This is a genomic window from Bacillus sp. JS, assembly GCF_000259365.1.
Taxonomy (GTDB): Bacteria; Bacillota; Bacilli; order Bacillales; family Bacillaceae; genus Bacillus; species Bacillus stercoris.
Genome location: NC_017743.1, coordinates 35,001 through 53,432, shown reverse-complemented (window position 1 = coordinate 53,432; position 18,432 = coordinate 35,001). Strand labels below are relative to the sequence as shown.

Genomic DNA, 18,432 nt, shown 5'->3' with positions numbered 1-18,432 from the left:
GGTCACATCCTTATCGGTTATTATGATTCTGAGCCATTTGCTGTTCAGCGATTTCAATGGCGCGCTTTACCATATTACCAGCATCGCGGGCCCGAATTTCGCCCCAACCGCCATTTTTTACTGTGTCATAAAAACCAAGGTCCTTAGCCAGCTCATATTTAAACTCATCTGACATAACTCCACGACGTCTGCCCAAACGAAACAACCCCTTTTTTAGAAGTGATAGCCATTCGTGCACGTCACGATAATATGTGACCGTTTTATCTTTTGTTAAATCAAATGGAACTTTCGTTAAAATTACTGGAAACCAAAAAAAGGGCAAAACAAAAAGCAGTAAACAAAAGGTTCACTGCCCGTTAAAATGCCACTGAGCTTGCTGCGTCATCATTAAATGTCAGCTCAACAGTCTCAGTCAAAATATCAGCATAACTGTATGAAACTCTTTCAAACGAGTTCTCGTCTTGATCTAGTTGTATCACAAAAACAGAAGGGTACGTCTCAGCTAAAATGCCCGAACGCTCAATCGTTTTTCGGCGGCCACCGTTTGCTTTTAACGTCAGCCTTTTACCTAAATTCCCATCAAGCGATCTTTTAATATCGGACAACGTCTTCGCCATTGCATCCACCTCACTACATTTATTGTACAACACGAGCCCATTTTTGTCAAATAAAATTTAAATTATATCAACGTTGATAAGACATTGTCAATAAAATTATTTTGACAAAATTCTATGATTCCTCAATTATGTTCCGCAAGTTTCGGTAAATTATGTATCATTATGCAAAATAAAAAACCCGCATAGATCTACTATGCAGGTTTTAACTGTTAATTGGACTTATAAGGCATGCCAATTCTCAGTACTCCTCTTGTTTCAATACCTCCAAGCCCTTTCTCTCGTGTCAGCGTATTACGGAGCACTTCCCATACATTGATCCGTTCCATAAATGGCGTAAAGCTGATCTTCGCGACGATATATACCGGATCAAGCGCGTGAATATTTACTCTTGATGGCGAACTCGCAAAATTTGCACCCGCTCTGATGAGTGATTCAAAATGGGATTGGCAGGCCCCCGCAAAAATAACAAGCTGATCTAAGTGAGGGATCTTTTTTCGGGCTTTATGAACGGTTTCAACAAAGTGCTTAGAATGTCTGTACGCATTCAAATCATCAATGCCGCCCTTTTGCTTCGAATACGCATCATGCCCTGTGATCACCAGGATATCTGGTCGATATTTGTCGAGCAATTCTTCAATAGAAGCAGACATTTTCTTTTCGTGACAATGGATGCCATAGACCGGCACTCCTATTTTTTTATAGACATTCAAGCATTTTTTCAGATATGCTTCGTCACCATCCAGATGAAGCACTTTGCCAGGCATATGGAAATAATGCTCCTGATGCTGATATTGGCTTGTCGCAAAGTACTCCTGCTTTTCTCTGAGCAGCTTATAATCCTGGCGGAGCAATTCGAGCGACTCATTCATCCTGCTCTCATCTTTCTTTTTCCGCATCATCTGCTCATCCTTTTTCACTGCCACCAGATCAGAAAAATCCGAATCAGCAATCAGCCTGACTTCATCTCCATGCAAAATGGCAATTGAATTTCCTTTGCTTGTTTGCTCTATTCCTATAATTCGAAACAAAACATCCATCTGATAGGATTTTCTGGCTACCATATCCCCTATTTGAAATTGCACGTTCCTCACTCCACACATAGACTAAGCCTCATCATGAAAGAAAGAGCCTTGAGAAAGCGCCTTTTTTCGCTGAGTCCAAGTTTTTTCTTATCATTGAATGAAAGGTCCTTCTCTAGCCTATGTAGCGGCAGTCCATGTGGTGCGCAAAACAAAAAGCCCTTTTAGAAAAGGGCTTTCCTATTGTTGAAAAAACGCTAAAACGGTTTCTCTTTAGCGTTTTTTTCTCCTTTCAGCGTGATTGAAAACCCTTGAAGTCTAGGAAAGGCGAGCATCGGAGCGCAGCGAATGTTATAATTCGTGAGCATTGAAGCGCAGCCTTGACAACGAATGCGAGGGTTTGTCGATACGCTGAAAGCCCTTTTAGAAAAGGGCTTTATACAATCCGTTAGACAGCGCTGCGAACTCCTCGATAGACAGGGATTCACCTCGGCGCTTGCCGTCAATATTTGTTTCTTCGAGCACTTGCTCAATCGTTGATTTTTGTGCTTTTCCTTCAGGCAGATTGTTAACTAAGTTATTGAGCAGCGTTTTACGGCGCTGTGCAAAGCTTGCCTTGATGAGCTGAAAGAAAAAGGATTCGTTTTCTACGTCCACTGCCGGGCCGTCTCGGAGAATCAGACGGATGACTGCGGAATCGACATTAGGCTGAGGGACAAATACGGTTTTCGGAACGATCATCACCGTTTTGGCTTCTGTATAAAACTGCACCGCGATTGAAAGCGAGCCGTATTCCTTAGATGAAGGATCAGCCGCCATGCGCTCAGCCACTTCTTTTTGCAGCATGACCACAATCCCTTTCAGCGGAAGATGCTCTTCAAGCAGTTTCATGATAATCGGTGTTGTTACGTAATAAGGAAGGTTGGCTACTACCATGATCTCATCGCAGTCTTGAAATTGTTCTTCAATGACCGATTTGACATCAGCCTTTAACACGTCCTGATGAATGACAGTGACATTGTCGTAAGGTGACAGCGTGTCCTTCAGAATCGGCAGTAAACGCTGGTCAATCTCAAATGCCACGACTTTTTTCGCCCGCTTGGCAAGCTGTTCGGTTAAAGCACCGATTCCTGGGCCGATTTCAATGACACCTGTTTTCTCCGTCACTTCTGCGTGATCGACAATTCGGTTTAAAATGTTCGTATCAATTAAGAAATTCTGTCCTAAGCTCTTTTTAAAAGAAAAACCGTATTTCTTCAATATCTCTTTCGTTCTAATCGGTGTCGCAATATCTTTATTCATTCTGTTCCTCCCGCATAACGGTATCGAGCGCACTCATAAAATCACTTTTTTTAATTTGAAACATTTGCAGCCGTTTTTGAAGTTGTTTGCCATTTGTATAGCCGATTTTCAACAGATCACCCAGTCGTTCGCGGCGGCGTTTGGCCGCAGATCCGCCTATTAGTCCGGCATGAATCAAATCCTCAGCCGAAATCTCACTCGGCTGCGCTTCCATCTCTTCATGGACATTTTCTAAACATGCCCTAATGCTTTCAACCGATGCATGCTCCACACCAATTCCCCGCTTGTTTTTAGGTTTGGCAAGGTGCTTTGGCAAAAATGCATGCTTACAGCCGGGTACAGCCTCTGAAATGGTTTTGCGGATCTTCTCTCCCGGAAAGTCCGGATCCGTTAAAATAATCACGCCTCTGGTCTTCTGAGCCAAACGGATTTGGTCAATCACATGATCGTCGATAGCTGAACCATTTGTTTCAATTGTGTCTGCATCAACAGCCAATTTGATGCGGGCCGTATCGTCACGCCCCTCGACCACAATGATCTCTTTTATTTTCATTATTTCCTCCAAGACAAAATAAAAACTTTTGTATATTTATGAAACTTTTTCTTATGTCGAGCGTCTAATAAGCATAAAATACACTTTGTCTATTATAACGAAAAAAACAGAGGGCGCAAAACCCTCTGAATCATAAGTATATATTAATTTAAGACTTTAATTTTGACTGTTTTATTTCCCCATCGGTACGCCGATGATTTCTCTGGGAAAAAGACGTCTATTTTGTTCCCTTTAATCGCTGAACCAGTATCTGCAGCAATGGCATATCCATAGCCTTCCACGTGGACTTTGGAGCCTAGCGGAATGACATTGGGATCCACAGCGATGACTTTGGCATTCGGATTATTTTTTAAATTGATGCCTGTCGCTGTATGTCCTGAACAGCCGCTGCAGCTTGCCGTATAAGCCGTAGAAGATACAGTCATGACTTTTCCTGATGATTCATTGCTGCGGGACACAACTGTTTTTGAATCACCTGAAGCGCTGACCTTTTCAACATTTGGACTGCTCTGCTTTGTGCCGACAGCAATCACTTTATCTTTGCTTTGTTCAGCTGTTTCTTCTTTTACAAGCTCTCTGGACACTTCTTTGCCGTTTTCTTTAACGACCTCGAAATGTTTCTTAAGCTTGCCTTCTTTTCCTTTTTGGACGACCTTTTCTTCCCCTTTTTCAAGAGAAGCGTCTTCTTGCTTTTTCACATCGAACGCAATCTTCTCTTCAACTACATCGGTGACCTTTTCGATACGAGTAATTGTAATATCAGCCTTTCCTTTCGTCAGCTTTGCATCTAACGCAGGCTTGATTTTATCTTCGTCTTTTATGTGCATCTTTTGCTGTTTTAAAAAGTCAGCGACCGTAGTCGAAGTCGTCCAGATCTTCTTTTGTTTTCCTGCATCATTCACAGTAACCTGAAATGCGGGCTCTATGTTAATCTTCATGTCTTTCGAAATATCTGTATCTATTGCGGGATCAACTTGATCTTGTTCTTTCACATCAACATCTTGTTCGTCCAGTAATGCACCGACCGTTTTTGCTGTTGACCATAATGTCTTTTCTTCCCCGTTTATTGTAAGCTTCACAGGTTTTGCAGCCTCATACACAACGTCCATATCTGCTGTTATCTTTGTCTGTTTAGCAGGTGTGATCTTGTCTTCGTCTCTTGTCTTGATATCAAGCGTCTCCAAAAGATCACCGACTGTACTTGCATGTGTGCGTATATGTTTCTTTTTGCCATTGATAGAAACTGAGACTGATTGTTTCGTCAGCTCATGAGCCGCGTACGCAGTCCCGCTTCCTGCCAAAAGCAAACAAGCAGCAACCAGAATGACTTTGCTTTTGCTAAGCTTTACGGAAAACAGCTTTTTCATTTTTTGTGTGATGAAAAACGCCTCCTTCTCCTCGGAGAGATTATATAGAGTATCTAAAAGGCTGTCAACCCTCCCTTCTCTTTCTCCCAAAAGCTCAGTGTCTTCTTCATTATCCTGAAATACACTGAGAAACGGAAGAAAGACTTGTCGACAAACCTATCCTATGAGGAGAAGAAAGCATGTAGAACTTTTATAGAAAAACGCTGTAAGGGACAAGCTCTTACAAAACCCGCTAGCGTTTTTTGTCAGTTTATACGGAAAAGTCTTTTCGCATTTTCAGTCGTGATTGAGGCAATCTCCTCAAATGTCATTTCTTTTAATTCTGCGATTTGTTCTGCCACATATTTCACATAGCTCGGTTCATTTCTTTTCCCGCGGAAAGGGTGAGGCGTGAGAAACGGGCAGTCCGTTTCAATCAGCAACCGGTCATTCGGAATTTCCTTCACTACTTCCTTCGGTTTCTTCGCGTTTTTGAATGTCACCGGCCCTCCAAATGATAAATAAAAATTCATTTTCATGCATTCTCTTGCCACTTCCGCACTTCCTGTAAAGCAGTGCATGATTCCGCCCACAGCTTCTGCGCCTTCCTCTTTCAGAATAGTCACGACATCCTCCGTTGCATCACGGTTATGAATGATAATAGGCAGATTGACCTCTTTCGCTAATGCAATTTGTTTTCTAAACACCTCTTTTTGAATGTCTTTAGGTGATTTATCCCAGTGATAATCAAGTCCCATTTCACCTATCGCTACCACTTTCTCATGAGCAGAAAGCTCTTTAATCCATGCTAAATCTTCCTCTGTCATGTCAATCGCGTCAACAGGGTGCCAGCCGATGGCTGCATAAATAAAATCATATTCCTCAATCATTTCCATCGCACGGGTAATCGTTGGACGGTCAAAACCAACTACGACAATTCGTTCAACTTTTTCAGCTTTTGCCCGTTCAATAACCTCTTCCAGATCAGTATCATATTGTTCCGCATTTAAATGCGCGTGTGTGTCAAACAACATAAGTGAAAAACTCCTTTCTTGTCGAAACACAAAAGGTGTTCGACGAATTGTTACACGTGAAACACCTTTTGTTTATCATTATTTAATTCTTGTGCCTTTTGGTAACGACTGATCGATAGATACGACTTTTAGGACGCCGTCTGCTTCCCCTGCAAGGATCATACCTTGAGAAAGCTCGCCTCTCAGTTTAACCGGTTTTAGATTTGTTACACAAACGAGTTTCTTTCCAACAAGCTCTTCAGGCGTATAATGCTTCGCTATGCCAGATACCACTTGGCGCTTTTCAAAACCAAGATCCAGCTGCAGCTTCAATAACCGGTCTGCTTTTTTCACTGGCTCTGCCTCAATGACCTCAGCTACGCGAAGCTCTACATCCATGAATTGATCAATCGTAATTTCAGGTAAACGATCGACCTCTTGCGGCTCTTCTTCTTTTGTTTCTTCTTTCGCTGGTGCCGAACCTTGCATTTTCCCTTTGATATAAGCAATTTCTTCCTCTGCCTCTAAACGTGGGAACAACGGCTCGCCTTTTTGTACTTTTGTATCTTTCAGCTGGCCGAAAGCTGTAATGCTGTCCCAAGCTTTTAAAGATTCATCAGTAATGCCCAACTGCTCGAACATTTTTTCGGGTGTTTTTGTTAAGAAGGGCTGAAGCAGTACCGCTGAAATACGCAATGATTCAGCGAGATGATACATAACGGATCGCAATTCTTCTTCTTTTGCCGGATCTTTCGCAAGCACCCATGGAGCTGTCTCATCAATGTATTTGTTGGTGCGGCTGATGAGCTGCCATAAAGTCGAAAGTGCTACCGAGAATTCCATGTTTTCCATTGCTTTCTCATAAGCTTTCACTGTTTCTTCAGCAACCGAAGTGAGCGTTTGGTCAAATTCCGTAACAGCACCTTTGTAAGAACCGATCTGTCCGTCAAAATACTTATTGATCATCGCAACAGTACGATTCAATAGGTTTCCTAAATCATTCGCTAGATCATAGTTGATCCGCTCAACAAATCCTTCCGGCGTGAATACACCGTCAGATCCGAACGGCACTTCGCGAAGCAGGTAATAGCGAAGTTCGTCTAACCCATAGCGTTCAATTAATGTAACCGGATCTACAACGTTTCCTTTTGATTTCGACATTTTTCCGTCTTTCATCAAAAGCCAGCCATGAGCGAATACTTGCTTTGGCAGAGGCAGATCCAGAGCCATCAGCATAATTGGCCAGTAAATCGTATGGAATCGTACAATCTCCTTACCGACTAAATGAACATCGGCAGGCCAATATTTTTGATACAGCTCATCATTTTCTGTATCATAACCTAGTGCTGTTAAATAGTTAAATAGTGCGTCAATCCAAACATATACAACGTGCTTTGGATTTTCCGGCACCTTTACGCCCCAATCAAAAGTGGTACGTGATACTGCCAAATCCTCGAGTCCAGGCTTGATAAAGTTATTAATCATTTCATTTTTGCGTGATTCCGGCTGGATGAAGGTCGGATTTTCTTCATAGTATTTCAAAAGACGATCCGCGTATTTGCCCATACGGAAGAAATAAGACTCCTCTTTGATCAATTCAACTGGGTGACCGCTGTCAGGGCTTTTTCCGCCGATGACCTCTCCCTTTTCATTCCGCTCGATATCAACAAGCTGCGTTTCCGTGTAGAACGTTTCATCAGGGATGCTGTACCAGCCTTCATACTCATCAAGATAGATGTCCCCATTATCTAGAAGCTTTTGAAACACCTTTTCAATGACAACTTTATGCCGTTTTTCTGTCGTACGGATAAAGTCGTCGTTTGAGATTTCAAGCTGCTTCCACAGTTTTTGAATATCTGCCGCTGCGCGATCCACATACTCCTGAGGTGTAATGTTTTCCTGTTCAGCTTTTTGCTGAATCTTTTGTCCATGCTCGTCCGTTCCCGTTAAATAGCGAACATCGAACCCTTTTAATCTTTTATAGCGTGCCATTGCATCTCCCGCGACTGTCGTATATGCATGGCCGATATGTAATTTTCCGCTCGGATAATAAATCGGTGTTGTAATGTAAAAAGTATTGTTTTCTTGCGGCATCTTGAAACCTCCTAATCAGAATGTCAAAAAGCTCCCGCCCAAAGGACGAGAGCGGCGATAAGTGCAAATCATATATGCATATTTTTTATATTTATCCTTTATCTATGATACCATCTTAGCCTTTAAGATCAAGAATATATACATATGCCCTGAAAAAGAATAATTAAAATTAAAAATCTTTAATGAAAATAAAAAAAGTCTGTTCGTGTCGAATTTTGTCGTATATAATCAAATGAAATAAAAAACTTTGGTTCGAAAGTCTTGATTTAAAAGGATTTTTAGTAGGATAATAGCTTTATTAAATATTTATAAAATGCTGTTATTTCGGTAGTTTCCAAGACATTACTGACTATAAGAACTAATTCTTACAATCAATAGTAAACAAAATGATTGACGATTATTGGAAACCTTGTTATGCTATGAAGGTAAGGATTTTGTCGAATAATGACGAAGAAAAATATAATTTAAACAAATAAGTATCTCTTGGGAGGAGAATGTTTATGAAATCTACTGGTATTGTACGTAAAGTTGATGAATTAGGACGTGTAGTTATTCCTATCGAATTGCGTCGTACTCTCGGAATCGCAGAAAAAGATGCTCTTGAAATTTATGTTGATGATGAAAAAATCATCCTTAAAAAATATAAACCAAACATGACTTGCCAAGTAACTGGTGAAGTTTCTGATGATAACCTTAAACTTGCAGGCGGTAAATTGGTTCTTAGTAAAGAAGGCGCTGAGCAAATCATCAGCGAAATCCAAAACCAGCTTCAAAACCTTAAATAATCATTTCTTGTACAAAAAACGTTCTTGTTATGACACAAGAACGTTTTTTTATTGCTTAATATGGTAAGCATCGTACATTTCACGCTTTGGTACATTGCGGTCGACTGCTGCTTTTTTAATGGCTTCTTTAGAAGTAGCGCCTTTCGAGATGTAATGCTCGACATGTTCTTTCGCAGTGAGGGTTTCCCACCATTGTTCTTCCTCATCTGCTTCTTCATTATTACTTCCTTCTACGACAAGACAAAACTCGCCGCGTATCTGATCCTCGTTTGCCCATTCGATGACCTCGGATATCGTTCCTCGGATAAACTCTTCATATTTTTTAGTGAGTTCACGCGTTACAGCGATTTCTCGATCCCCTAATATCTCTGCCATCGCTGACAAGGTTTCCTTCAATCTGTGAGGCGCTTCATAAAAAATGATCGTTTCCCGCCGTTTTTTAAGGGCTTCAAGCTCCTTCTTCTTTTCTTTTTTCTGTCTGTTGAGAAAACCGTAAAAGAAAAAAGGCTGCGGTACAATACCTGAAGCAATAAGAGCTGTTAATGCAGCGTTAGCTCCCGGCAACGGAACAACATAACCGCCTATATCCGTAAAATCTTTCACGATTTCAGCTCCAGGATCAGAAATTGTCGGCAGACCGGCATCACTGACAAGAGCAATGTTTTTTCCCGATTTCAGCCATTCAATAATTTTGTGCCCGCTGCTTTCTTTATTGTGTTCATGATAGCTGACCAGCGGTGTTTCAATTTCATATACATGACAAAGCTTTTTCGTTTGCCTCGTATCTTCCGCAGCAATCGCATCCACTGATTTCAGCGTATCGATCGCCCGGAATGTCATATCCTCTAAATTTCCAATTGGGGTTGGGACCAAGTAAAGAATTCCCATGTCCGACTTTCCATTAAAGCTCATTTGGCGCCTTAACATATACAGCCTCCTTGCTGTTCCGCTTTTCTTCTATATAAAGCTCTTTTTTCTTTCGAGTTAGTTTTTTGAAATAATATTCAGCCTGCATAGCTTCTCGTTTGGTATCGAAAGCTTCAGCAAAAATCAATTCAACCGGACGTCTTACTTTTGTATACTTTGCGCCCTTTCCGTCATTGTGTGTTTTCACCCGTTTATGCAGATCGTTGGTATACCCGGCATACCAGCTATTGTCCCTACATTTCACGACGTAGAAGAAATGATTATTTGTCTCCATATAAAATGGTCCTGATCTCTTTTGTGTATTCATTTTGTTCATCATAAACGAACAAAGGAGGAAGAATTTTTAAATCTGGACGCCCACCTTTGATCCCTTCAACCAAAATGGTATTGGCTTCTTTCCCTTGCTTCGGATAGACAAATTGCACACGCTTTGGCTCGATTTGATAAGCCTTCATCAGTTCAAAAATCTCGAGAAGCCGTCCCGGCCGGTGAACAAGCGCTGCTTTTCCTCCTTGTTTGAGCAGCTTGCTGCTGACTGAAATGACATCCTCCAGTGTGCAGTGGATTTCATGTCTTGCGATACGGAGATGCTCGTTCATGTTTTGTTCAGTTTGTTTCGGCGTTTTAAAATACGGCGGGTTGCAGGTGACAACATCATATCGATTATGTCCAAGTTTCTCCGGCATGTTTTTCAGATCATCATGTATGATCTGAATCTGACCCTGCAGCTTATTGTACTCCACACTGCGAATAGCCATATCATGCAGCCTTTCTTGAATTTCGACTCCAAGAATGTCTGCTTTTGATCTTGTACTGAGCAGCAGCGGCACAATGCCATTGCCGGTGCACAAATCAACAATTTTTCCTTTTTGTATCGGAACGTACGCAAATTTGGACAGAAGCACAGCGTCCAATGAAAAAGCAAACACCTTTGGACTTTGTATGATTTTCATGTCCTCTGCCAGCAAATAATCTAATCTTTCATCATCACGTAATGAAACCATCTTCTTATCCTTTCAGTACCTTTGAAAAAGGCTCCCGTCTTATGCGGAAGCCTTTTCCCTATTTTTTATTTAAGAATGACAGACAGAAAAGACAATCTTCTTTTCGAACACTTCCATAGTGGACATTGCAGATATGAAATCCTTCTTGATACAGTCGTGCCAGATTATCATATCCTTCCCCTATATCAGTTTGCTCTGTCTTCTGTGTTTTTGATTCTTTTTTATCAGCTTTGAACTTTTCAATCTGCTGCGTCGTATCGTCCAGCCGTTTGCGCAAATGCTTGTTTTCAAGCTGTAAATGATGATTTTCCTCAATCATCTCACCGATATGCTGCTTCAAATCCCCCAGCTGCCGGTACAGTGAACCAATTTGTTCTTCTAAGTTAATGACTGTATCAAATAACTCTTTTTTATCCAAGGTTCCACACCTCGTTAATCTGTGGTTTGTGCGGATACGACGCCCTCTTCCAAGAGCTCTTCCCAAGTATATTCTATCACTTTTTCACGGTTTATCAGTTCCACCTGAAGCACCCGTTCCAGAATATTTAGTCCGACGACCTTCGCGGGACCGTTTGCTGTCGTAATCATTTCTCCAATATCCGGAAGCTGTTCTTTTGCGGTCTCATACTCATCGTTCTCATATTTTAAACAGCACATCAAACGTCCGCAAAGACCTGAAATCTTCGTAGGATTTAAAGACAAGTTCTGATCCTTGGCCATTTTAATGGAAACGGGTTCAAAATCTCCAAGAAAAGTTGAACAGCAAAGCATTCTTCCGCAAGGACCGATTCCTCCGAGCATTTTCGCCTCATCCCTCACTCCGATTTGGCGCAGCTCAATTCTTGTCTTAAAGATAGAAGCCAAATCCTTTACAAGCTCTCTAAAATCCACTCGGCCGTCAGCAGTGAAGTAAAAAATGACTTTATTGCGATCAAACGTGAATTCAACATCGACCAGCTTCATATCCAAGCCGTGTTCAATCACTTTCTTTTGGCAGATATCAAATGCTGATAGTGCTTCTTGTTTATTCTCTTCTACAATGAGAAGATCGCGCTCGTCAGCCACACGTATCACTTTTCGAAGGGGAAGCACCACATCATGCTCATCCACCTGTTTATTTGCAATCACGACCTGGCCGTACTCAACGCCTCTGACAGTTTCTACAATTACGCAGCTGTCATGTTCTATATGAAATCCATTCGGATCAAAATAATATATTTTACCCGCTTTCTTAAAGCGGACACCAATTACATTGTACAAGCTTATCCCTCCTGCAACATTAACACCAAGTGCTCCATTAATCCTTGTACATTCACATTGGAATGAAGCCGTTTCTTTGCTTCTAAAACAGCAAGTATCTGATTCGTAACGCTTTGTTGTGTTGATTGTAGCGCATGCTGTTTTATTGATTGGAATAAGTCTTGATAAATCAATTTATCTTCATTTCCTATTTGGATGGACAACACATCACGATATATCAATAAGAGCATATCAAGACCCATTTCTTGATGGGTTTTTTCTTTGAAAAAGGGCATCCATTGATCTTGAATAAAGAAAAAAGCATGTCCTTTCCGCTGGTGTAGGACTTCATACAATTTTATCACTTTCGCTCTAGACTCTGCAAACTCATCATTTCGACTTAATTCGACTGCTTCTGCCACATTATTGGTCATGTTGGCCAGAAGCCTTGCCATATGAGGCGAGACGTCCTGTTCGATCAGTCTGTCTTCAATTGCTTTTGGCTGCAAAGGCTGAAAGGGAAGGGTTTGGCATCTTGAAATGATGGTATCCAATAACCTTTGGGGCTGCTCAGTGATGAGGATGGCCATAGTGTCTTTATTCGGTTCTTCTAAAAATTTCAGCAGGCTGTTCGCCGCATTTGCTGTCATTTGATCTGCGTGCGAAATAATATACAGCTTTTTATGCGATTCAAGTCCAGTCTTAGAAAACTCTTCTTGCAACGCTTGAATTTGCGCCTTTTTGATCGATAAGCCATCAGGCTGAACAAGATGGAGATCGGGATGGTTCCCCGACTCTATCCGTTTACAGTTTCGGCAGCTCTCACAAGGCTCCGCGCCATCCTCCAAACAAAAGAAGCTTTTTGCAAGAAGCAGCGCGGCATCAAGCTTGCCTGTTCCTTTTTTCCCCTCAAACAAATAAGCGTGTGATAATCTGTCCTTCTCAATACTATTATATAAAAGCTTCATCACTCTGGGCTGAAGCTCGTTCATTTCCTTCCAGGATATTGCCATTGTATCACTCTCTATGTGTAAAGGTTAATCAATAAACCTTTTATTTCGCCAATACGCTCCAGCAAATCAATTGCCGGTTTTTCCTGATCCATCATCTCTTCTGTAAGCTGTATCAATTTTTCATCTATTTCTTTCACAAGTCCCAGCGTTCTGCTGTTCCCGTAAAGATCAAAGCTTTTCGACGTTTCATGTGAAAGGCCGCTGTCCACAGCTTCTTTGACAAAACGTTTCACAAGTCCTTTAAATCTCGCTAAGTCTTTAAAGTTCCGCGATTTCGTTAGCCTTTTTCCAAATGCCTCTATGTCGGATAACAGCCTGGTAAGCTGATCAAGCTTCAATTTGCTGCTTTGGTTTTCCATTGATGTTTTAAATGATGCTGTGATCTCAGATGTTTTCACAGAGGGAAGCTGCTTATTATCTATAAATGTACGTATATCTTTATTAATTTTCACAGTTTCAAATCCTTAAAATTGATGAAATTCATCGACTGGAAGGACAAATACTGTCGCTCCGCCAACTTCAACTTCGACTGGATAAGGGACATAAGAATCAGCATTTCCGCCCATTGGAGATACAGGGGCAATCATTTGGTCACGTTTCTGTCCGTTTTCTTTAATAAGACTCAACGCTTTATTGACGCGTATATCCTCAACACCAATCATAAACGTTGTATTGCCTGATTTAAGAAATCCTCCCGTCGTCGCAAGCTTTGTGACCCTGAAGTTGTGATCCGTTAAGGTTTTCAAAAGTCTGTTGCTGTCCTGATCTTGTACAACTGCCACTATCAATTTCATCTGTGAAGGCCTCCTTTAGATTGGAAACAACATGATCTCGTTTACATTATTATATCAACTATTGGGAAACAGGTCACAATTGAATTTTTTTCAATGCTTCATTGATCACCTTTAGAACATCCTGAACGACAAGGTCTTTAGATTGCCCGGCATCAACTGAATGGAATCTTTCCGGAAATCGTTTCATCAGCTCTTGATAACCTTCCTGTACCTTTGTATGAAAGTCCAGTTTTTCTAAATCGAGCCTATTTTTTTCCCGTGAGCCGTTTGCATAAATACGCTTCAGTCCTTCTTCCGGATCAATTGAAAAATAAACCGTTACATGGGGCATCATATCTCCAATGGCAAATTCATTAATGGACAGGACCTCATCAATCCCAAGTCCTCTTGCATATCCTTGATACGCAAGCGAACTGTCTATGAATCTGTCGCAAAGAACGACATGCCCCTCTTCTAAAGCAGGTTTTACTTTTTCAACTAAATGCTGGCGTCTCGCAGCCGCATATAAAAGCGCTTCTGTTTTTGGGTCCATTAATGTGTTGTGCTCATTCAGAATAACCTCTCGAATTTGTTCTGCAATATCTATTCCGCCCGGCTCTCGAGTTGCCATAACCTGAAGGCCTTCAGCTGACAGTATGTTTTTGATTTCCTGGAGAACAGTTGTTTTCCCCGCCCCTTCAGGACCTTCGAATGTAATAAATAAACCGCTCATGATTTCTCCTCTTCTATATAAACAAGTAGTTGTTTCTCTTTGATTTTCATATTCCCTTGAACATGCGTTTTCATGCTGATCAAGCGGCTGAGCTTTTGCACACTTTCTTTTGTTATTCTTTCTCCCGCCATAATCATCGGGATACCCGGAGGATAAGGGATGATATCCTCTGCATTCAGCCGGCCTGCTGCTTCCCCAAAGTCCACATATTCTTTCTTAAACGAAAGTAAGACCTTTTTTGGATAAGGCAAGACAGTAACAGGCTGCGCTCCCCATTCAGCAGGCACAAACGGCTGATCCGGAGGCGTTTTCTCAATCTCCTCATCAATGCTTCTAATGGTTTCAGCGTTTATTCTCCGTTTTCCTCCCAGTGGGAGAACGAGCAGTACTTGATTTTCGTCAGCAAGCTCAGTGAATATGTTGGCACGCTCTAATATGCTTTGCAGTGTATAGCCAGAATGCCCGCGTTTTGAACGAATGGTAAGCTTCAGCGGGTCCGCTATAACCTGTGTATTAGCAGGGTTAACAGCTTCTGCATTTGTAAGTGAATCAAACGTTTGTTTAAGTGTTTGTATTCGCTGCAAAATGTCAGGAAGCTTTTGTTCTTCTATAATATGCTGTACATAAGCACGGGCAATGTCTAACGAACCCATAATCGGATAAGACGGGCTGCTGCTTTGTAATCGGTTTAAATACTCTGCCACCCGATCCCTGTTAACTCTGCAGCTGCTGTTGAGGTGCAAATAAGAGCCCATCGTCATGGCAGGCAACGTTTTGTGGGCCGACTGAACAACAATATCTGCCCCCATTTTTAAAGCTGAGACTGGAAAAGGCTCTCCTAAAATAAAATGTGCGCCATGTGCTTCGTCCACCAAAACAGGAATCCCGTAATGATGGGCCTCCGTAATGATTTCGGTCAAATCAGCACTATGCCCATAATATGTGGGATTGGTCAGTACCAAGCCTTTCGCATCAGGATATGCTGCTAAGGCTTCTTTAATTGTACCAAGCGGAACATGCATAGGCACATGCATCGCTGGATCAACGTCAGGTGCGAGATAAACCGGCTCTGCACCACCCAAATCAACAGCATGAAATACAGACTTATGACAGTTTCTTTGAACCAAAATTGTATCACCAGGTTCACAAACAGATAAAATCATCGCTAAGTTTCCGACAGTCGTACCATTCACCAGAAAAAAACTTTCGGCCGAACCATATAATTGACTGACAAGCTCCTGAGCTTCCTTAATTACCCCGGAAGGATGATGGAGATCATCCAGCCCTGCCAGTTCAGTTACATCAATGGTGAGAAGAGGATCGAATATTGACTTGGCGTCATCAAAAAAGACATCTCCATTGTGATGTCCCGGAACATGAAATGAATGAGAATTTCTTCTCGCATGTTGAATTAATGCTTTATATAAAGGTGTGTTCATGAAAACAATCCTTTGAATGTGTCTTCTTACACTTTATTATATCGTGCCTCTGACAGAACTTAAAGCCAGACTTACTGGTAACTATCTTTCCTTTATTGTAAGCAGCTTTTGCTTTAGGTCGCCTTCCATCATCATGAGCTCTTCTTCTGCCTGACGGCGTTTGATCCGTCCTTCTTCTTGTATAGTCAATGTTTCTTCAAGCGTGCTTATTAAGCTTTCCTGCACCTTTTTTAAGGTATCTATATCAACTAGGCCTCGTTCATTTGCCCGTACGGTTTCAATTGTATTGGTTTTTAAAAGCTCCGCATTTTTCAGCAAAAGCTCATTGGTTGTATCCGATACTTTCTGCTGTGCATCCACTGCATTCCGCTGCCTTAAAAGTGTCAGTGCGATCGCAACTTGATTTTTCCAAAGCGGAATCGCTGTCACAATGGATGACTGGATCTTTTCAGCTAACGCTTGGTTTGTATTTTGAATCAGTCTGATTTGCGGAGCACTTTGGATTGTAATTTGCCTGCTCAGCAGCAAATCGTGCACTCTTTTATCTAATCGGTCAGCAAATTGCATCAAATCATTTACTTCTTGAACGGCCATTTGGTTATGATCACTCGATTCAGCCTGTTGCTTCTGTTCAGGAATTGTTTTTGTTTTTAATTCCTCCAGCTTCAGTTCTCCTGCAGCAATATAAACATTCAGCGCTGCGAAATACTCTTTATTTTTTTCATATAACTGCTCTAATAGTTTATTGTCACTGATTAAAGCATTTTTAGAGTGCTCCAGCTTCAAGCTGATTCTGTCTATCTGCACGCTGGTCTTTTGATATTTAGACAGCACCTCTTGAAGAGAATTTGATACTCTTCCAAACATGCGTGCCAAAAAACCCTTTTTCTTGGATTGAAGATCAACAGGATTTACTTGCTCCAGCTTTTTCATCAGCTCTCCAAGTATTTCGCCAATCTCCCCGACATCCTTCTTTTGAACATGGTTAATCATATCATGAGAAAAGTTCAGCAGTTTAGACTGAGCTTGTGAACCGTATAAGACAATGCTTTGCATATTTTTATGATCAATCTGTCCAGCAAGCTGAATTGCTTTTTCCTTGTTTTCCTCAGGAAGAACATCAACAAGCCGTACTTGCTCTTTCTCTGCTTTTACAGCCTCCGAACCTGATATCGCTATATCACCACCAAAAGGGTCTGCCAATAATTCATCTATATGAAGGTCGCTTTGATCTCGGTTCATCGCTTTTACCCTCTTCCATTATTTCTTTAATGAATGTTTTGCTGCATCTAATTCAAATTGCAACTCGTCAATTTCATCACCCATTACTTGAGTTAAATCTTCCTCTAAACGCTTGGTCAATTCAGTAAGAGTGATGCGTGTCTCACTTAACGACATCGACAATTCTTTGCTTTTTTTCGGGTGAGATGATAGAAAAGCATACTTCTCTGTCAATTCAACAACCGAATCGAGAGTTTGATAAAAAAATCGCTCTGCCTGATAAAACCGCTTTGGCTCTTTTTTGGTTAGCAAATAAATCCTTCTTACAAGCCTAAGGATTTCCGCATTTTGCTTAAACATTTGAATGCTTTTAGCCTGAAACAATGCTTTTCTAAGACGTATGATTTTCCGCCTTGCTTCCTCTAGGTTTTCCTTAATGTAAGCATACTCTCTTCCTGTCAATTCATGCTTTTTAAGAAATAACCGTCTTGCATTCCAGATACCTGCTGTGTATACGACTGCTCCTGAAGCAAGCCCATAAACAAGAGATAAAAAAAGCGACTGATTTAAACCGAAAAAGCACAATATCCCTATGAAAACAAAAGTCGCACTGCTAGTTAAACTCCACATTAAAAAGTGAAAAAATCTCTGCATGAGATAATCGACTCCTGTGTCTATACTCAGTTTTAATATTATTATCTACTACGTTCAATTCTTAAACAAGTTTCATCTTCTTTTTATTATAAAGCGTACAAAAAAAGACCTTTTCAGGTCTATGAATATAATGGCGGTGTATGAATGCTCTTTAGTTTTTTCACGTAAAAGGCATATTCAGGATCAGAAGTTGATGTAGAAATTACTTTTCTCTCACAATCTAAGCATATGAATTTCGTATAAAGATGAATGCCTCTATTCTTCTCTTGATCACAAATCACACATGTATGATTAAGTTTAGCTGTTTCGTCCACCTTCTCCACCTCCGTACAATTAGCCTCCCCTTAAAACGGATATTGTATACACTATTTAGACCTTTTTGAAACTTGGAATCAGTATATGGGCTACATAAGCTCTCGGTGTTTGTATTTGTTTGTTTTTCTCGATCTTGGGTAAACAAAAAACCCAGCTCAATGAGCTGGGTTTAAACTTGCTTGGCGGCGTCCTACTCTCACAGGGGGAAACCCCCGACTACCATCGGCGCTGAAGAGCTTAACTTCCGTGTTCGGTATGGGAACGGGTGTGACCTCTTCGCTATCGCCACCAAACAAGTTGAGAGTGTTCTCTCAAAACTAGATAACAGGTGTGACATCATTCAAAATGTGGTTAAGTCCTCGATCGATTAGTATCTGTCAGCTCC

General features: G+C 41.2%; 22 protein-coding genes and 2 rRNA genes (1 of these 24 cut by a window edge). 1 reads left to right on the top strand and 23 read right to left on the bottom strand.

Annotation, left to right across the window (positions count from 1 at the left end):
• Window positions 1-10: 10 nt before the first annotated feature.
• From MY9_RS00280 to metG, 8 genes are all read right to left on the bottom strand, one after another.
• On the bottom strand, window positions 11-196 hold the full coding sequence (locus MY9_RS00280; RefSeq protein WP_040081073.1) for a small, acid-soluble spore protein, alpha/beta type: 186 nt from the start codon (window positions 194-196) through the stop codon (window positions 11-13).
• A 160-nt stretch (window positions 197-356) separates the two neighbouring features.
• Complete coding sequence (gene veg, locus MY9_RS00275; RefSeq protein WP_003218330.1) at window positions 357-617, bottom strand: biofilm formation stimulator Veg; 261 nt, start codon at window positions 615-617, stop codon at window positions 357-359.
• A gap of 209 nt (window positions 618-826) precedes the next feature.
• Window positions 827-1,699: a sporulation-specific protease PrtG gene (gene prtG / locus MY9_RS00270; RefSeq protein WP_040081075.1), complete on the bottom strand. Its 873-nt coding sequence runs from the start codon at window positions 1,697-1,699 to the stop codon at window positions 827-829.
• Window positions 1,700-2,059: 360 nt separating this feature from the next.
• On the bottom strand, window positions 2,060-2,938 hold the full coding sequence (gene rsmA, locus MY9_RS00265; RefSeq protein WP_014662482.1) for a 16S rRNA (adenine(1518)-N(6)/adenine(1519)-N(6))-dimethyltransferase RsmA: 879 nt from the start codon (window positions 2,936-2,938) through the stop codon (window positions 2,060-2,062).
• Window positions 2,931-3,491, bottom strand: coding sequence for a ribonuclease M5 (gene rnmV, locus MY9_RS00260; RefSeq protein WP_014662481.1), 561 nt, complete (start codon window positions 3,489-3,491; stop codon window positions 2,931-2,933). The genes rsmA and rnmV overlap by 8 nt, the downstream gene beginning before the upstream one ends.
• A gap of 143 nt (window positions 3,492-3,634) precedes the next feature.
• A complete protein-coding gene (locus MY9_RS00255) occupies window positions 3,635-4,948 on the bottom strand; it encodes a ubiquitin-like domain-containing protein (RefSeq protein WP_014662480.1) in 1,314 nt (437 codons plus the stop codon).
• A 155-nt stretch (window positions 4,949-5,103) separates the two neighbouring features.
• Window positions 5,104-5,871: a TatD family hydrolase gene (locus tag MY9_RS00250; protein ID WP_014475570.1), complete on the bottom strand. Its 768-nt coding sequence runs from the start codon at window positions 5,869-5,871 to the stop codon at window positions 5,104-5,106.
• 78 nt (window positions 5,872-5,949) lie between these two features.
• Window positions 5,950-7,944 carry a methionine--tRNA ligase gene (gene metG, locus MY9_RS00245; RefSeq protein WP_014662479.1) on the bottom strand — a complete coding sequence of 665 codons (1,995 nt, stop codon included), beginning with the start codon at window positions 7,942-7,944 and terminating at the stop codon, window positions 5,950-5,952.
• Between the two features lie 494 nt (window positions 7,945-8,438).
• On the opposite strand from metG, the gene abrB reads away from it, so the two are divergent.
• Window positions 8,439-8,729 carry a transition state genes transcriptional regulator AbrB gene (abrB, locus tag MY9_RS00240; protein WP_003226760.1) on the top strand — a complete coding sequence of 97 codons (291 nt, stop codon included), beginning with the start codon at window positions 8,439-8,441 and terminating at the stop codon, window positions 8,727-8,729.
• A gap of 48 nt (window positions 8,730-8,777) precedes the next feature.
• Here the strand turns inward: abrB and rsmI are convergent, their stop codons facing one another.
• From rsmI to MY9_RS00165, 15 genes are all read right to left on the bottom strand, one after another.
• A complete protein-coding gene (rsmI, locus tag MY9_RS00235; RefSeq protein ID WP_014662478.1) occupies window positions 8,778-9,656 on the bottom strand; it encodes a 16S rRNA (cytidine(1402)-2'-O)-methyltransferase in 879 nt (292 codons plus the stop codon).
• A complete protein-coding gene (locus MY9_RS00230) occupies window positions 9,631-9,930 on the bottom strand; it encodes a GIY-YIG nuclease family protein (RefSeq protein WP_014662477.1) in 300 nt (99 codons plus the stop codon). The genes rsmI and MY9_RS00230 overlap by 26 nt, the downstream gene beginning before the upstream one ends.
• Window positions 9,917-10,660, bottom strand: a complete 744-nt coding sequence (locus tag MY9_RS00225) for a tRNA1(Val) (adenine(37)-N6)-methyltransferase (protein WP_014662476.1) — start codon at window positions 10,658-10,660, stop codon at window positions 9,917-9,919. The genes MY9_RS00230 and MY9_RS00225 overlap by 14 nt, the downstream gene beginning before the upstream one ends.
• Before the next feature lie 58 nt (window positions 10,661-10,718).
• Window positions 10,719-11,078: a replication initiation-control protein YabA gene (gene yabA, locus MY9_RS00220; RefSeq protein ID WP_003218308.1), complete on the bottom strand. Its 360-nt coding sequence runs from the start codon at window positions 11,076-11,078 to the stop codon at window positions 10,719-10,721.
• A 14-nt stretch (window positions 11,079-11,092) separates the two neighbouring features.
• A complete protein-coding gene (gene ricT / locus MY9_RS00215; RefSeq protein WP_003226767.1) occupies window positions 11,093-11,920 on the bottom strand; it encodes a competence/sporulation regulator complex protein RicT in 828 nt (275 codons plus the stop codon).
• A gap of 2 nt (window positions 11,921-11,922) precedes the next feature.
• Window positions 11,923-12,912, bottom strand: coding sequence for a DNA polymerase III subunit delta' (gene holB, locus MY9_RS00210; RefSeq protein WP_014662475.1), 990 nt, complete (start codon window positions 12,910-12,912; stop codon window positions 11,923-11,925).
• Between the two features lie 11 nt (window positions 12,913-12,923).
• Window positions 12,924-13,364, bottom strand: coding sequence for a YaaR family protein (locus MY9_RS00205; protein ID WP_014662474.1), 441 nt, complete (start codon window positions 13,362-13,364; stop codon window positions 12,924-12,926).
• A gap of 12 nt (window positions 13,365-13,376) precedes the next feature.
• The gene (gene darA, locus MY9_RS00200; protein WP_003242755.1) at window positions 13,377-13,706 is read right to left on the bottom strand and encodes a cyclic di-AMP receptor DarA; all 330 of its coding nucleotides are present in this window, start codon (window positions 13,704-13,706) and stop codon (window positions 13,377-13,379) included.
• A 73-nt stretch (window positions 13,707-13,779) separates the two neighbouring features.
• The gene (tmk, locus tag MY9_RS00195; RefSeq protein ID WP_014662473.1) at window positions 13,780-14,418 is read right to left on the bottom strand and encodes a dTMP kinase; all 639 of its coding nucleotides are present in this window, start codon (window positions 14,416-14,418) and stop codon (window positions 13,780-13,782) included.
• Entirely contained in the window at window positions 14,415-15,857 is a 1,443-nt protein-coding gene (locus tag MY9_RS00190; protein ID WP_014662472.1) for an aminotransferase class I/II-fold pyridoxal phosphate-dependent enzyme, read from the bottom strand. Before MY9_RS00190 ends, tmk begins: the two co-directional genes overlap by 4 nt.
• A gap of 81 nt (window positions 15,858-15,938) precedes the next feature.
• Complete coding sequence (locus MY9_RS00185; RefSeq protein ID WP_014662471.1) at window positions 15,939-17,099, bottom strand: toxic anion resistance protein; 1,161 nt, start codon at window positions 17,097-17,099, stop codon at window positions 15,939-15,941.
• A gap of 18 nt (window positions 17,100-17,117) precedes the next feature.
• Window positions 17,118-17,732 carry a 5-bromo-4-chloroindolyl phosphate hydrolysis family protein gene (locus MY9_RS00180; protein ID WP_014662470.1) on the bottom strand — a complete coding sequence of 205 codons (615 nt, stop codon included), beginning with the start codon at window positions 17,730-17,732 and terminating at the stop codon, window positions 17,118-17,120.
• A 119-nt stretch (window positions 17,733-17,851) separates the two neighbouring features.
• Window positions 17,852-18,046 carry an anti-sigma-G factor gene (csfB, locus tag MY9_RS00175; protein ID WP_014662469.1) on the bottom strand — a complete coding sequence of 65 codons (195 nt, stop codon included), beginning with the start codon at window positions 18,044-18,046 and terminating at the stop codon, window positions 17,852-17,854.
• 178 nt (window positions 18,047-18,224) lie between these two features.
• Window positions 18,225-18,340: ribosomal RNA gene (gene rrf, locus MY9_RS00170) — 5S ribosomal RNA — on the bottom strand.
• Window positions 18,341-18,394: 54 nt separating this feature from the next.
• Window positions 18,395-18,432 (bottom strand): 23S ribosomal RNA (locus MY9_RS00165); it runs 2,890 nt beyond the window's last position.